The organism is Corynebacterium sp. HMSC06D04 (assembly GCF_001807315.1).
Lineage (GTDB): Bacteria > Actinomycetota > Actinomycetes > Mycobacteriales > Mycobacteriaceae > Corynebacterium > Corynebacterium simulans.
On sequence record NZ_KV788548.1, the window covers coordinates 123,631 to 138,444 of the forward strand.

The following is a 14,814-nucleotide window of genomic DNA, read 5'->3' on the forward strand; positions in this document are numbered from 1 at the left end:
TGTGAAGGGAAAGCGCAGGCGTAATCCACGCGGGGTTATCTACCTCGTCTTGGCGATGCTCGTGTTTCTCAGCCCCGTGGTGCTGACCCACTACAAAAATGTGGAGCAGCACCGCATCGCGGAGAACTATTCGCGCGGCGTCGACAAGCTGTCCGAGCGAGAGCGCGAGGCAGCTTTCGCCGAGGCGCAGGCTTATAACGCCCAGCTGCCAGAGGTGGGCGCTCCCGACCCATGGGTCAATGGAGTTGATACCTCCTCACCGGATTACCAGCGCTACCTCGACACGCTGCACCAGATTGGTGCAATGGCGCGTGTTCGCGTTCCATCAGTGGGCATCGACTTGCCCGTCTATCACGGAACGTCGACTGATGTTCTCGCGCATGGCGTGGGCCACCTCTACGGCACGGCGCTTCCCGTTGGTGGGGAAGGAAACCACGCGGTTCTTACCGGTCACACCGGCCTTGCCACCCTGACCATGTTCGACAACCTCACCCACATCAAAGTGGGGGATGTCTTCACGGTTGAGGTCATGGGTAAGACCATGGTCTACAAGGTGGACCAGATTGAGACGGTTCTTCCCGATCAAGTGGAGGCCTTACGTGCCGAAGAAGGCCGCGACTTATTGACCTTGGTGACGTGTACTCCGTACGGCATCAACAGCCATCGCTTGCTGGTCCGCGGCGAGCGTACCGAGCTACCCGCTGAGCTTGACCAGAGCTACCACTCGCCGTGGCAGCCATGGATGATCGCAGCCATTGTCATTGCGGCATTGGTACTGCTCTACCTGCTGTGGTGGTTCCTGGCAGGGCGTAAGCGAAAGAAAAAGAAAAAGAATTAGAGGAATCCTAACGTGACTACCAGAGGGCGATGTGAGGCATTGATGCGCTTGGCCGTTGGCCTGTTCTTTGCGTGCGCCTTGATCGTCGCTGTCTCGCCGGCGCCAGCGCATTCGGCAAGCACTGGTAGTTTGTCAGTTCACAAGAGCGCTGACCCCAAAGGCATCAACTCCAACGTTGGTGCTGTCTTCGTCGTCCGTCAGCTTCTTGGGCTGCCCTTGGCAAGCCCAGAAGAACTCGGGCAGATGGTTCAGGATAATCCTGCCTTGTTGACTTCGAAGCCTGGCATGGAGCTCGGGCCTGAAATTGTTGCAACTACTGATGAGACCGGTACTGCAACGTTTACAGGCTTATCAGAGGGCGTGTACCAGGTAACCGAGCGGCCCCAACGCACCGACAATTCCTACGAGGATGTGGCAAGCCCTTTCCTCGTCCCCGTAAAGAATGACGTGCAGGCTGAAATCAGTGCCAAAGCGCATCCGGTGATTGTCGATAAAACAGTGGACGCTCGATCAGTCGAGGTTGGAGCTGTGCTGGACTATCGCATCAAGACGTCGCTACCGCCTTGCGACGCCCAAGGAAAGCTCCACCAGTTTGTCGTGCTCGATGAGCTGGATCCGCGTCTTGCGTTTCGGCGGCTAAAGTCCATTACCGTGAGCAACCTCAATGGCTCGCAAACTTTGGAGGACGGGCGCGATTTTCGCACTATCCTTGACGGTAACTCCGTTGAAATCGTGATGGAACAGTCTGGACTAGACATTCTGGCGAAGGCACGGCTTGGCAATCCGGAGACCCGTGTGGAAATTCACTTGGAAGCAGAAGTGCGCTCTTCTGAAGCTGTTGGCGATGTCATCACCAACATTGCGCGCTTTAGCCCCGACGGCTACTGCCTACCAAACCTAAGTCCTAGTGTTTCGACCTTGGCGTATTCCGATGCTAACGGCCGTCAAGTAACTGAGCGCGTTGTTCTTGCTGCAGCTGAACAGTGCCGTGGCGATCAGCCTGCCACTATCCAGTCCACTCCAGCGAAAGTCGTCGTTGTAGGCAAAAATCATCCGATCGATGACAACGATGACGATCGCGATGGAAAAACCCAGCCGGGTTCCGAGACTCATGGGCATCCCGATTCTCCGAGCAGTGGGGTAGTCGACGATGCTGGCAATGACAGCAAGGGTAACGGCGTCGGCGAGCAAGCAAAGCGTATTGCCGGCAAGATTGCCGACAACCTCGCAAGCACCGGCGCCAGCGTGATCGGCATCGTGCTCGCTGCGATTACCGCATTGGTGCTGGGCTTTATTCTCGTTCGCAGGCGCGACGAGGATGACGATGACGATGAAGGAGATGGTCGCGTATGAGGGTACGCCCGGCCAACCTATTTCATTCCTCACACACAATCTTTTCCGCAGGAGCATTTATGACGGTTAACACCAAGACTCGGCGCCTTTTCGCCGCATTATTGGTGGCGTTCGTGACGCTAATGCTAGTCGTCGCGCCCTCTTCGCCGCTGAATAACTTGGTGACGCCCGAAGCCGAGGCACAGACCAGCAAGGGCTGGGCCACGAACGAGGCGACGTACAAGCAGTGCGGTTTCCGCAGTGGCACCGGTGAGGCCGCCAACTATGCGGACCAGCTGTGCTGGATCGACATGTCGGATCTCAATAACTCGGTCACCACCTACCCGAAGCCCGTGAAGAAGGATCTCGGCCGCTACGAGCTGACTTTCGACGTCATGTACGAGACAAAAGACGAACGCGGCTACGACCTAAACACTGATCCTTCCAAGCTGCAGACGTATTCCGGTCCGGTGGGTGACGGCGTCTTTGGCCGCAATGTAAACGACACCGACTACTTTGTCCCGCGTTCTGGTCAGGAGGCCATCCAGCCGAGCGTGGTGTGGGGTATAGGCACCGGAATTACGGCCGCATCGCAGCAGGCCACCCTGCGCTTTCGCAACATCAAGGTCAAGGATAAGTTCACCGGCCAATACGTGAGCAATTACCGCACCTCAATCGTCGATGCACAGGACACTCGTGGTTGGTCATTATTTACGGAAAACTTGACCATCGATGCCCCCGAGACGGGGCAGACCATTTTTCCGTACAAGCGTTTCACTCCGAGCGGTTATCGCTCCGCGTGCGATCCCAATAACAATTCCAGCAACGTCTTCGGCCCCGGCATCGAGGATTACTACAATCGCGGCGATAACACGCCGAAAGACTTCGTGTGCAAGGAATTCTCCATCAACACCGGCAAGGCCGGCTCTTACATCGTGGGCGGCGATGGCCTGACGAGCCTCGACGTCGGCTTCTTTACTCGCAACAACTTCCAAGGCGTTGCACTAGCCCTCAACATGGGCCGCATGACCGGCGACGTCGTCCAGCCGGATACCACGATGGAAAAGACCATCACGGGTCAAGAGACCAAGTTCGATTTCTCCATGGCCACCCGCTATGGCAGCACCGACACCAAGGTTCCGTGGCAAGGCGCGAACACCTACACCCAGGCGCTGCGCCGCATGTCCCCCGATGTGAACGGCAACGTCGCTGCCGATTCCATGGTGTTCAAGTCTGCTGCCACCGGCACGGAAAAGAGCAAGGCGCTGGCCCGCTATACGCCGACGTGGCGTTGCACCCTCGGTACCACGGATTACACCATCAAAGAAGGCTCCGTGCCCTCGGGATTCCAGCTCAACAACAATGCCGCGGCAGGTACCTCCGAGGTGGTCTACCAAAACAAGTACTCGGTTCCCATGTCCTGTACCGTCACGTGGAAGCCAAAGTACCAATTCTCCTCGCTGACCCTACGAAAGACGGTCACCGGTACCGCGGCCGGCTTCGACGAGGTGCAGTCGCGCAAGTTCAACTTGGGCTACCGCTGCGCCGCCCCGGCCGGCTACTCCGATGCTTACCCCACGATGAAGCTGGAGGATTCTCGTGATCTCGCCGCTGGTGATGATTACACCGTTGAAGGTCTGCCAGCCGGCGCGACTTGTACCTTGACGGAGAAGTTTGCTGATGGTGCTCCGCCTGCCCGTCCAGGTAAGGAACTGACCCTGACCTGGAAGGGCAACGGCACCTCCCAGAACACCGACGCCGTGCCCGTTGGTACTGTCACCCTGAAATCCGGTGTCAACGCCGCCGATCACTCGAATGACATCGAGGCAAACAACAACTATGACTACCGTCCCGGCACCGTCAACATCTCAAAGACCATCACCGGCGAACCCGTCAACGAGCTCGGCAGCCCGCGCGATTATTCTTTCTCGCTACGTTGTTTGACCACCAATTACAGTCAGCAATCCACGATCCAGGCCACGGGCACTGGGGATGAAATCGCCGGCGATACGAGCTTTAACAATGTCCCAGTCGAGCGCGATTGCGTGCTCAAGCCACTGTCTGGCCTTTCCGATTCCGAGGCCGAGCGCATTAGCTTCGACGGCCGCGATGTCTGGGTTGATGGCCAGCAAATTCAAGCCAACTCCGATGGCACCTACACCATCCGCCTGAAGGATTATCCGCAAGGTGGAACCCCGACTGTGTCCGATATTCGTATCGAGGCGCACTACTCTTACAAGACCCGCGACGTCCGTGTGATCAAGCAGTTGCGTGGACCAGGCAGCAGCTTGTTGGACGCGGGTACCACCTTCCCGGTGCACTATCGCTGCACCGACCCAAACGATGCCGCCTACAACCTCGAAGGCGACATGAACATCACCACTGACACCGCCAATCCGGTCAAGATCGAGGGCGTGCGCGTCGGTGCAGACTGCTACGTCTACGAATCCGGTAGCCCCTCGCAGCAGAACGTCACGCTTGACCGCACCACGGTCTCCGCGTCCAATTCTTCTGACGTGGTGACCACCCTCAACAATGAGGAAGCAAAGACCACCCCGGTTTTGACCGTGAACAAATCCAGGGATACCAACCAGAACCGCGTTTCTGTGTCGAACCACTACTTCAATAAAACGGGCACGGTCGATTTGACCAAGCTCGTTAACAATTCCGTCAACGGCGCTAACCTGCCTGCTGACTACGAGCTTTCCTTCCGCTGTGGTACCCGCACGGTAGAGACGACGAGCGATAGCTATGTTCCTGTCGACCTCACTGGTACTGTCCGTTTAGCCGATGGGCAGACCGAACGTCTCGTCGCCGAGGTCTCCGATCCCACGATTGCGGGGCTGGTTAATGACCGCGACGGTGCGATGGGCGTGCCCTATGGCAATGAATGTACGTTCTCTGAAACCACTCCTTCGACTGGCAACGGCGTTCTGTGGTCAACCGACGCCAAGGAGCAGACTTTTACAGTCGATTCTGACTCTGAATCCGTTAGCCTGACCAATACCTTCGAACCCGCCGGTAAGGGCATCACCATTACCCAGTCTGAGGCAGGCGTCGACGAGTTCTTCCGCGACGTCGACTACGAATTGACCTGTACCGCCGACGACGGCAGCCCCTTGGACCTAGGCCAGTACGCCACTATCACCCTGGGGCCCGATAACCCGAAGGAGACCGTGCCAGCCACCGTCGTGACGTCGGGAAGCACGTGCCAATTGGTCGAATCCGACAGCAACCGTGAAGACGGCAAACGCAATGGCTACGCCATCGACCGTGATTCCAACATTTCAGTCGATGGCGAGTCTCAGACCTTCAACGACGAAGCTCGCATCGTTTCTGGTGAGTTCATCGTCGGCGATTCCACCATTGCACAGGTAACCCACACCTACGACTACCAAGATGTCACCGTGGCTGTGACCAAGCAGGTCGACTTTGCCAATGAGGCTTACTTCTCCCAGGCCCGCAAGGACGTCAAGTACAACCGTCAATTCGATTTCACGATGAAGTGCACGCCACCCGGTGGCGGCAGCGTCATCACTGTCTCCGGTAAGGTCAGCTCCCCGCAATCTGATGATGCGGCTAGCCAGTCCTTGAGCTTTGATAACATTCCGGACGGTTCCGAGTGCGTTGCGGCAGAAGGTGAGACCACTGCTGCCGAGGGCATCACTTTCACCCAGGAAGTAAAAGTCGGGGACGCTTCAGGCGATCGCTCCCTGAACTTCGACGTCAGAGGCAACCAAGACGTGAAGTTGGTCAATACCTATACCCGTCAGCTGGCAGAGGTGAACCTGGACAAGGTTGCTAACACGCCAGTCGACGTCCAGGCAGCCTATGGCGCAAACTGGAAAGACCAGTTCTATACCCACAACTTTGCATTGGTCTGCCGTGACCCAGAAGGGCCTATCGATGGTTCGGGCAAGCTGGGAACTTTCCCGGTCAACAGCACCATTCAGGGACCTGGCTCTACCAGTTTTGCTGATATCCCGGTCGGCGCGGAATGCGAACTGACCGGTGACAAGTTCGGTCAGCTCAACTTGACTCAGACCGCGCCGGATGGCACGGAACTGGAAACGCACATGCGTCCAAGCAAGGTGGAGTGGCGTCTGCAGCGCGACGAGGGCATGACCTACACGGATACCGATCTCGCAGATGGTGAGACCACCTCGCAGAAGTTCATGATTGAGGACGACATCTCCGATGGAGGCCTGGGCAACAAGGTCGAACTGGTCAACTTCTATGAATTCGTGAAGTCGCCCATCAAGATGAGTAAGAAGATCGTCGCCAATGCGGACGACCTTCAGGTGCTGCGCGAGGCCAACCCAGAGTTCCGCTTCGACTACCAGTGCCAGGGCGTGGGTTATTCCATCTCTAACGTGGGGCTGCCTACCAGTTTGAATGCGGGCGATACCAATGCCTTCCCGGATGGCACGTTGACCTTCACCTCGGACGAGGTTGAGGTTCCTTCCGGTGCGTGGTGTACCTTCACGGAGCTCGCTCCTTCTGCCACACCAGAAGCTTTGGAGTGGAAGCAGGACCCACGTGAGGTCGACAAGCGCGTCGGTGAAGAGGGCCAACCGGCGGTTTCCTATGACTTCACCAACACCTACACGCGCCGCACCGTCCCCGTGTCCTTCGCGGCGCTGCAGGATGGCTACCTCGGTGGTCTGAGCAACAATAGCTATGACTATAAGGTCAGCTGTACTGCTCCGGGCTTTGATAGCCAAACGTTGAGCTTCGACGTCAATAGAGCTAACTCGAGTGCGACGGTGGCTGACGCCAGTGCACCTTCGGGTGGCAAGGTTGTGAACCTGCCGGTGGGCTATGACTGCACCTTGGATGCAAGTGGTTCCTCGGCCCTGCGCGAGCGCGTGCAGCTAGAAGTGACCGCGGGCACGCGTTCTCCGTACATGACTTTCGCGACGTGGACGAAGGAGGGCGCCGCAGCCGATAACCCGGATGTAAAGCCTGCAGATATTCCACTCGACAAAGTCACCAGTGACATGAAGAAGTACACCTACGATTTTAGGCTGGATAGCGCGCTGCGCTCTGAGACGGGTGCTCCGGTGTTGACCATCGCCGGTGAGGCGATGCATCCGCGCGATAGCGTTGAGGTCACCTTCACTAAGCAATCTGTCGGCGCGGCAGGAGAGGGGCGGACCTTCGAGTTCTCCTCGAGCTGTGGTGAGACATTCACTTTGAAGTCTGGCCAGTCGCATACGTTGAGTGACATCGAAGTTGATCAGAACTGCACCATCGGCGAGGTCATGAATGAAGGTTCTGCGTCTCCGGTTGTCTCTGTGGGTGAGACCGGACCGCGCCTGGGTAATGTGAAGGCGAATAACTCCATCGATCCGACTACCCACACGGTGACTTCTGGCGAGTGGTCCTTCGATATCCTGCCGGTAGCGAAGGCCAGCGATATGTCCACTTCGGGCAGCAAGTGGGAACTGACCGGTATCAATACCTTCCCTGGGGTCAACATCACCAAGAAGATTGATGGCGCACCTATCAGTGCGGTGACTGGCAAGGTGGCCGATACCGCGGTGCTTCCCGACGACGCGACCACCATGCGTTTCAACTACACGGTAGAAAACAACGGCGCCTTGCCGCTGACTGACCTTAAGCTCACCGAGCCGGAGTTGGCTGGCCGCACTGTGGTAGCCGCTGATGGATCCGAGTACGTGGTTCCGGAAGGCGGCGCGATTCCTACTGAGGTTTGTGCCCCAGGCGATCTCGCCGTAGGGGCATCCACCACCTGCAGCTTCGACGTGAAGATCACGGAGTCGACGAAGGATAACTTCTACTACCGCGGCAAGGTTACTGTGACAGCGCTGGGCAATAACATCCTCGTCTCCGACGACGATAGCTACGGTGCTCTGCGTCTGAAGGAAGGCCTCGGCTTCCTGCTGCCGGATACCGGCCGTCAGACCCTGGTGTGGGCGCTGCTGATCGGCCTCATTCTGCTGGCAATTGGTATGGCTTTGTACCTGCGTAATCGCAACGACGAAGAAACCGATGGCGAAGACTAAGTCGAAGAAGAACCAGTCACGCAAGAAGAAAAGCTCGCTGTGGCTGGTTATCCTGGGCATCCTCGTGCTGCTGTACCCAATCGTGGCGACGCAGTACAACGATTGGCAGCTGCAGCGCCAGGCGGAGGATTATCGGCGTGCTATCGAACGCATCGACCCGCCGGCCCAGCGAGAGGCCTACGTGCAGCAGGCACATGAGTACAACGATTGGTTGGCGGAGCAAGGTCATCATGCTTTCCCACCGAATCCTTCTTCACCGGGCTTTGAGCGTTACATGAAAACGCTCAATGCCCCAGAGGCCGGGGGCGCGATTGCGCGACTTCGCATTCCCGCAATTAACGTCGATCTTCCCGTGCGGCATACGACTGCCCCTGCTGTGCTTTACGACGGCGCGGGACACATGTTTGGTTCCTCACTGCCGGTGGGAGGTAAGGGAACCAATGCCGTTATTTCTGCACACACCGGCATGGTGGACGCGTCGATGTTTGATAACTTGCCGCGACTCAAGGACGGCGAAATCGTCACCATCGAGGTGATGGGCGAGTTGCTGCATTACAAGGTCGTGGGCCGCGAGGTGGTCAAACCTGATAAGTACGATGCGGTGACTTATGAGCCTGACAAGGATCAGATCACGCTGATCACCTGCACCCCGTACGGCATCAACACGGATCGTCTGCTCGTGCATGCAGAACGCGTCTACATTGCGGGCGGAGATGAGGATTCGGGCTGGCATCCAAAGCTGTCGTGGTGGATGATTGCCGCGCTTAGCATCATCGCCATCTCTTTGCTTATCATCATCTATCTGGAATGGCGTCGCCGCCGACGTAAGCAAGCCCGCGAGGAACGTCAGGCTAGGAAGCAGGCGGCCGCCGATGGTAGTATGAGCAGCTCAGAGTAAGAAAAACAGCTACTTAGCGTTAGTGCGAGGAAACCAACTTCATGGCACGTTTTATTGACCGCGTCGTTCTTCACCTGCAGGCCGGCGACGGAGGCCACGGATGCTCTTCGGTGCACCGTGAAAAGTTTAAGCCGCTGGGCGGTCCAGACGGCGGCAATGGCGGCCACGGAGGAGACATCCTGCTAGAGGTTTCCACCCAGGTGCATACCTTGATGGACTTCCACTACCGTCCGCACCTGAAGTCCGGCCGAGGTAACAACGGTGCTGGTGACTGGCGCAATGGCGCCCGCGGCGAGGATCTCATCCTCGAGGTCCCGGCCGGCACCGTGGTCTACTCCGAAGACGGCGAGATGCTGGCGGATCTCACGATTCCTGGCACCCGTTTTGTAGCCGCTGAAGGCGGCTTTGGCGGCCTTGGTAATGCTGCGCTAGCTTCTGCTGCCCGCAAGGCACCAGGCTTTGCGCTTCAAGGCGAGCCGGGCGAGGCCCGTGATCTGGTGTTGGAGCTTAAATCCATGGCGGATGTCGGCCTCGTCGGTTTCCCATCGGCCGGCAAGTCTTCCCTAATTTCCGTGCTTTCTGCGGCCAAGCCAAAGATTGGTGATTATCCGTTTACCACCCTGCAGCCGAATCTCGGCGTGGTGGACATGGGCTTTGAATCTTTCACCATGGCCGACGTTCCGGGCCTTATCCCGGGCGCTGCTGACGGCAAGGGCCTCGGATTGGACTTCCTGCGCCACATCGAACGCACTGCGGTGCTCGCTCACGTCGTTGACGTTGCCTCCTTGGAGCCGGGCCGCGACCCGCTTTCCGATATTGAGGCGCTCGAGGAGGAGCTCGCAAAGTACCAAGAACTGCTGGACCAGGACACCGGCTTGGGCGATCTGCGGCAGCGCCCACGCATCATTATCTTGAACAAGGCGGATATTCGGGAGGCGGAAGAACTGGCCGAGTTCGTCAAACCCGAGCTGGAGGAGAAGTACGGTTGGCCCGTCTTCATTATTTCTGCGGTGGCACGCAAGGGCCTCGATCCGCTCAAGTACAAGCTGCTTGAGATGGTCAAGGAGCACCGTCGCACACAGCCGAAGGTCAAGGCGGATAAGAACCACACCATCATCCGCCCACGTGGCGAGCGTAAGTCCGGCTCCCACGCTGACTTCACCGTGCGCCCTGATCCCGAGCTTGCCGGTGCCTTCGTGGTGGAGGGCGACAAGATCGAGCGCTGGATTGTGCAAACCGACTTCGAAAATGATGAAGCCATCGGCTACCTCGCTGACCGCTTGGCCAAGGCCGGTGTGGAAGATGAGCTGTTCAAGCAGGGCGCTGTTGAGGGCTGTCCGGTGACCATCGGCGGCATCACCTTCGAGTGGGAGCCGATGACTGGCGGCCGTGCCACGGATGCCGGCCGCGGCTTCGACGGTCGCCTCGGCGGCACCGAGCGTGTTTCCGCCGCTGAGCGTAAGCGCGCTTCGCAGGCTCGCCGTGGCCTCATCGACGAGTATGACTTTGGCGATGACGAGAAGGTCACCCGCGAGCAGGCGAACCGGGACCGCTGGCAGGGCTAGTACAATGGGCGGCCATGTCTTCGCAACAAGATTTTCCGCTAACCCAAAAACCTTATTCCGGGCCCACGGTTGACACCCCCTTTCCGGACCCGTTGCATGAAAATCCCACGGCGTCCGGCTTTGATTCGCCGCTGCGCCAGCGCATCGCGCACGCCAAGCGCGTAGTCATCAAGATTGGTTCTTCGTCGCTGACGGATGAGGACTTCCTGGTCTCCCAGGAGCGCATCGACCACATTGTGGACGCGGTGCACGCCCGCATGGGCATCTCCGATGTCATCCTGGTCTCCTCCGGTGCGGTGGCCGCTGGCATGGGCCCGCTGGGGCTTAATCGCCGGCCGACTGATCTGGCCACCAAGCAGGCCGCGGCGTCTGTGGGCCAGGTGCATCTGGCGTACGAGTGGGGCCGGTCTTTCGCCCGCTATGACCGCACGGTGGGCCAGGTGCTGCTCACCGCCTCGGATACGGGGCACCGGGACCGCGCCCGCAACGCGCAGCGCACCATCGACCGGCTGCGCCAGCTGCGCACCATTCCCATCGTCAATGAGAATGACACGGTGGCGACCTCGGAGATGCACTTCGGGGATAATGACCGGCTCTCCGCCTTGGTGGCCAACCTGATGGGCGCGGACGCGCTGTTCCTGTTCTCTGATGTCGATGGCCTCTATGACAAAAACCCGGCGGAGCCGGACGCCCGCTTCATCGATGAGGTGCGCACGGGCAAAGACCTGAAAGGGGTCGAGGCCGGTGAGTCCGGCAACGTCGGCACCGGTGGTATGGCCACGAAGGTCTCGGCCGCGCGCCTGGCCACCCGCGGCGGAATCCCGGTGCTGCTGACGTCGACGGATAACATTGGCCCTGCTCTTGCCGATGCCTCCGTGGGCACCGTCTTCCACACCCGCGAGGAGCGCAAGTTGTCTGCCTGGAAGTTCTGGGCGCTCTACTGCGCCGATACCGGTGGGGCGGTGCGCCTGGACGCTGGCGCCATGCAGGCGGTCACCAAGGGAGGCAATTCGCTCCTGGCGGTTGGCATCACGGAGGCCATCGGTGAATTCTCCCGTGGGGAAATCATCGACATCATGGGCCCGGAAGGTGAGGTCATCGGCCGCGGCGAAGTACGTTTTGATTCCGCGGAGCTGCGGGGCATCCTGGGCAAGCAGATGGAGGAGCTGCCGGAATACCAGCGCCGCAGCGTTGTCCACGCCGACTACCTGTCGAACTACGCCTCCCGAATCTAGACACTAGAGGCCAGAGAAACCCCAGGAAAAGACCATGAAATACGCCATGTTGCCGGAACAATGGGAAGAATCCATCGAGACCTTGCGGGGAGCTGGCCATGAGCTCGCGGAGCTTTCCGATGCCGACTTCCTCATCTACAACGGCGACGGCTCGGACTTCCCGTTGCCACTGCCGGAGAACATCAAGTTCGTGCAGATTCCGTCTGCAGGCGTAGACCATCTGCTCGACGTCATGAAGGAGACCGACGTAATCTGGTCCAACGCCGCTGGCGTATTCGATAACACCGTGGCGGAATCTACCATCGCGCTGCTGCTTGCGCAGCTGCATGCCCATCGCTATGTCAACGACACCTTCTCCAACTACGAGGAGGTGCAGGATCACAAGTCCTACCTACACGAGGACAAGACTGTGGCGATCATCGGCGCCGGCGGCATCGGCAAGCGGCTCATCACGATGCTCTCTGGCTTTGGCCCGCGCATCATCGCCGTAAACCGGTCCGGCAACGCGGTTCCAGGCGCGGATGAGACCTATCCCATCTCCGAGGTGGACAAGGTCTGGTCTGAGGCCGACTACTTTGTGCTCATCGCGCCGCTTACCCCGCAGACCCACCACATGGTCAACAAAGACGTGTTTGCCCAAATGCCGAATCATGCGGTGGTGGTCAATGTGGGCCGTGGCCCACTCATCAGTACCGAGGATCTTTTGGCAGCGCTGGACTCTGGCGAGATTGCCGGCGCAGCGCTCGACGTCACTGATCCGGAGCCGCTCCCGGATGATCACCCGCTGTGGAAGGACCAACGTGTGGTCATTACACCGCACATTGCTAATACCCGTAACTCGGTGCGCCGCCACTTGGGAGCACACACCGCAAAGGTGGCCGCAGCCTTTGAGGCTGGCGAGGAAATTCCTACCCGTGTGGATCCGAACGCTGGATATTAAAGTGTAAAAGCATGAACAAAGACATTCGCGTGGGAGACGCGGAACGCCACAATGCGCTAGACCTCCTCAGCACCCACTTCGCTAACGGTCTCATCGACATCAACGAGTTCGAAGACCGCACAGGAAAGGCGGCTGTTGCGCGTACCCGCGGCGAGATCGCTTCCCTCTTTGAGGACCTTCCTGACAATCCAATTGCAGAGGTCGTCCCGTTCAAGGAATCGGAAGCGCAGGCCGAGCTCGACCGGCTGCAGCGCCGCGGAGGGTTAGTCCACCGAATCGATGCCGTCATTTGGTCAGCGACGATGATCCTCTTCTTCCTGGGGCTTTTCGTCTTCGACTGGGACTATTTCTGGCTTGTCTTCCCGATTGCAGGTATCGCCTCGTGGGGTGTCAGGGAGGCGGTCAAGCTCTCCGACGACGACGAAAAACTTTATGAGGAATTGAAAAAGAAGGATGACAAAGACCGGGCCGAGCGCCTACGTCTGGCAGCCGAGCGCCGCAAGGAGCTGGGGCAGTAGTCCGCGGGGTCTGCGGGGGGAGTGGCTGCGCGCTTGAGCTATACCCACGCGTGACATCCAGCGCGGATAACCATGCTGTTGGGGGGTGAGTTTCTTTAAGAGGATGTTATTCAGCTTTAAAGTGACCTAAATAAAACCCGGGGGGATCACTTTCGCGGGCACGTTCCGGATTGTAAGCTCATCCTAGTTCGATTTAGTCAAGCCTAAGTTAACTTGGCTATTGTTCGTGAGCAAAGGACTTTCTTTCATGACCCATTTCAACGTGCCCAAGTACTCCGTCCGCATTGCGGCAGCCACCCTGGCCATGCTCGCATCCGCGACTGCGTTGAGCGCGTGCAGCAGCAACGAAGACACCTCCGCGTCCACCGGCTCTACCGGCGCCGCGGGGGACACTGCTGTGACCATCACTGACGTCGCCGGCCGCGAGGTCACCTTCGACAAGCAGCCTGAGCGTATCCTTCTGGGCGAGGGCCGCGGGCTCTTCGCCACCTCGATTCTCAACCGCGAGGATCCGCTCGAGCACGTCGTGGCTCTGGGCAAGGACCTGCATGAGGCGGCTCCGAGCTTCGAGTCCAAGTTCGCCGAAACCAATGCGGCGTACAAGGATCTGCCGACCATCGGCAACATCGCCAAGGGCGACGTCACCGTGGAAAACCTGCTCGCGCAAAAGCCAGACGTCGTGGTCATGACGCTGGACCACAAGGAGGGTGCGGAAAAGACCGGCTTCCTGGACAAGATGGACCAGGCCGGCCTGAAGTACGTCTTCACCGACTTCCGCCAGAAGCCGCTAGAAAACACCCCGAAGTCCATGGAGGTCTTCGGCCAGCTCTTCGGTCACGAGGACAAGGCCGCAGAGTTCAATAAGTTCTATACCAGCAAGGTTGATGACATTAAGTCCCGCGCGGAAAAGGCCGGGGACAAGCCGCGCACCCTGGTCTGGCGCGCGGCGGGCCTGAAGGATTGCTGCTCCACGGTCAAGGACTCTAACCTAGGTGACCTGGTTAATGCCGCCGGCGGCGAGAACTTGGGCGATAGCCTGCTGGACACAGAGTCTGGAGACCTTACCGCAGAAAAGGTGCTTGCTGAGCAGCCGGAGCACATCATCGCCACTGGCGGCGCATGGGCCAAGGACCCGGAAAAGCCGGAGGTCCTGCCGCACGTGGAGATGGGTTACGCGGCCAAGGAAGAAAAGGCGCAGGAGACCCTCGAAGGCCTGCTAAAGACCCCGGGCTTCGAGCAGCTTGAGGCCCCAAAGGAAGGCAACTTCCACGCTGTCTACCACCAGTTCTACGATTCGCCTTTTAACATCTTCGCCTTGGAGCAGTTTGCTGTGTGGATGCACCCAGAAACCTTCAAGGACTTAGACCCAGAAAAGGACTTCGCCGAATTCCACAACAAGTGGCTGCCCATCGACTACAGCGGCGTTTTCTTCACTACCAAGAACACACACAAGCACTAA

At 58.7% G+C, this 14,814-nt stretch carries 9 protein-coding genes; all 9 read left to right on the top strand.

The window, feature by feature from the left end; all coding sequences use genetic code 11:
- Position 1 precedes the first annotated feature (1 nt).
- The 9 genes from HMPREF3155_RS07965 (at position 2) to HMPREF3155_RS08005 (ending at position 14,814) form a co-directional block, all read left to right on the top strand.
- Entirely contained in the window at positions 2 to 838 is an 837-nt protein-coding gene (locus HMPREF3155_RS07965; RefSeq protein ID WP_246817712.1) for a class C sortase, read from the top strand.
- Positions 839 to 850: 12 nt separating this feature from the next.
- A complete protein-coding gene (locus HMPREF3155_RS07970; protein WP_148138227.1) occupies positions 851 to 2,191 on the top strand; it encodes an isopeptide-forming domain-containing fimbrial protein in 1,341 nt (446 codons plus the stop codon).
- Between the two features lie 59 nt (positions 2,192 to 2,250).
- Positions 2,251 to 8,199: a DUF5979 domain-containing protein gene (locus HMPREF3155_RS07975; protein WP_070433008.1), complete on the top strand. Its 5,949-nt coding sequence runs from the start codon at positions 2,251 to 2,253 to the stop codon at positions 8,197 to 8,199.
- A complete protein-coding gene (locus HMPREF3155_RS07980; protein WP_070433009.1) occupies positions 8,186 to 9,097 on the top strand; it encodes a class C sortase in 912 nt (303 codons plus the stop codon). Before HMPREF3155_RS07975 ends, HMPREF3155_RS07980 begins: the two co-directional genes overlap by 14 nt.
- A gap of 41 nt (positions 9,098 to 9,138) precedes the next feature.
- Positions 9,139 to 10,662 (top strand): GTPase ObgE, encoded by a 1,524-nt coding sequence (gene obgE, locus HMPREF3155_RS07985; RefSeq protein WP_061924098.1) that lies wholly within the window; start codon positions 9,139 to 9,141, stop codon positions 10,660 to 10,662.
- A gap of 14 nt (positions 10,663 to 10,676) precedes the next feature.
- Positions 10,677 to 11,897 (top strand): glutamate 5-kinase, encoded by a 1,221-nt coding sequence (gene proB / locus HMPREF3155_RS07990; RefSeq protein WP_062037845.1) that lies wholly within the window; start codon positions 10,677 to 10,679, stop codon positions 11,895 to 11,897.
- A gap of 34 nt (positions 11,898 to 11,931) precedes the next feature.
- Complete coding sequence (locus tag HMPREF3155_RS07995; protein ID WP_062037848.1) at positions 11,932 to 12,837, top strand: D-isomer specific 2-hydroxyacid dehydrogenase family protein; 906 nt, start codon at positions 11,932 to 11,934, stop codon at positions 12,835 to 12,837.
- 11 nt (positions 12,838 to 12,848) lie between these two features.
- Positions 12,849 to 13,355, top strand: a complete 507-nt coding sequence (locus tag HMPREF3155_RS08000) for a DUF1707 SHOCT-like domain-containing protein (protein WP_062037851.1) — start codon at positions 12,849 to 12,851, stop codon at positions 13,353 to 13,355.
- A 247-nt stretch (positions 13,356 to 13,602) separates the two neighbouring features.
- On the top strand, positions 13,603 to 14,814 hold the full coding sequence (locus HMPREF3155_RS08005) for an ABC transporter substrate-binding protein (RefSeq protein ID WP_062037854.1): 1,212 nt from the start codon (positions 13,603 to 13,605) through the stop codon (positions 14,812 to 14,814).

Bases quoted from the DNA above. Each gene is read 5' to 3' on its own strand.
- HMPREF3155_RS07975 (WP_070433008.1), top strand. From the start codon at position 2,251: ATGACGGTTAACACCAAGACTCGGCGCCTTTTCGCCGCATTATTGGTG.
- HMPREF3155_RS07980 (WP_070433009.1), top strand. From the start codon at position 8,186: ATGGCGAAGACTAAGTCGAAGAAGAACCAGTCACGCAAGAAGAAAAGC.
- obgE (WP_061924098.1), top strand. From the start codon at position 9,139: ATGGCACGTTTTATTGACCGCGTCGTTCTTCACCTGCAGGCCGGCGAC.
- proB (WP_062037845.1), top strand. From the start codon at position 10,677: ATGTCTTCGCAACAAGATTTTCCGCTAACCCAAAAACCTTATTCCGGG.
- HMPREF3155_RS07995 (WP_062037848.1), top strand. From the start codon at position 11,932: ATGAAATACGCCATGTTGCCGGAACAATGGGAAGAATCCATCGAGACC.
- HMPREF3155_RS08000 (WP_062037851.1), top strand. From the start codon at position 12,849: ATGAACAAAGACATTCGCGTGGGAGACGCGGAACGCCACAATGCGCTA.
- HMPREF3155_RS08005 (WP_062037854.1), top strand. From the start codon at position 13,603: ATGACCCATTTCAACGTGCCCAAGTACTCCGTCCGCATTGCGGCAGCC.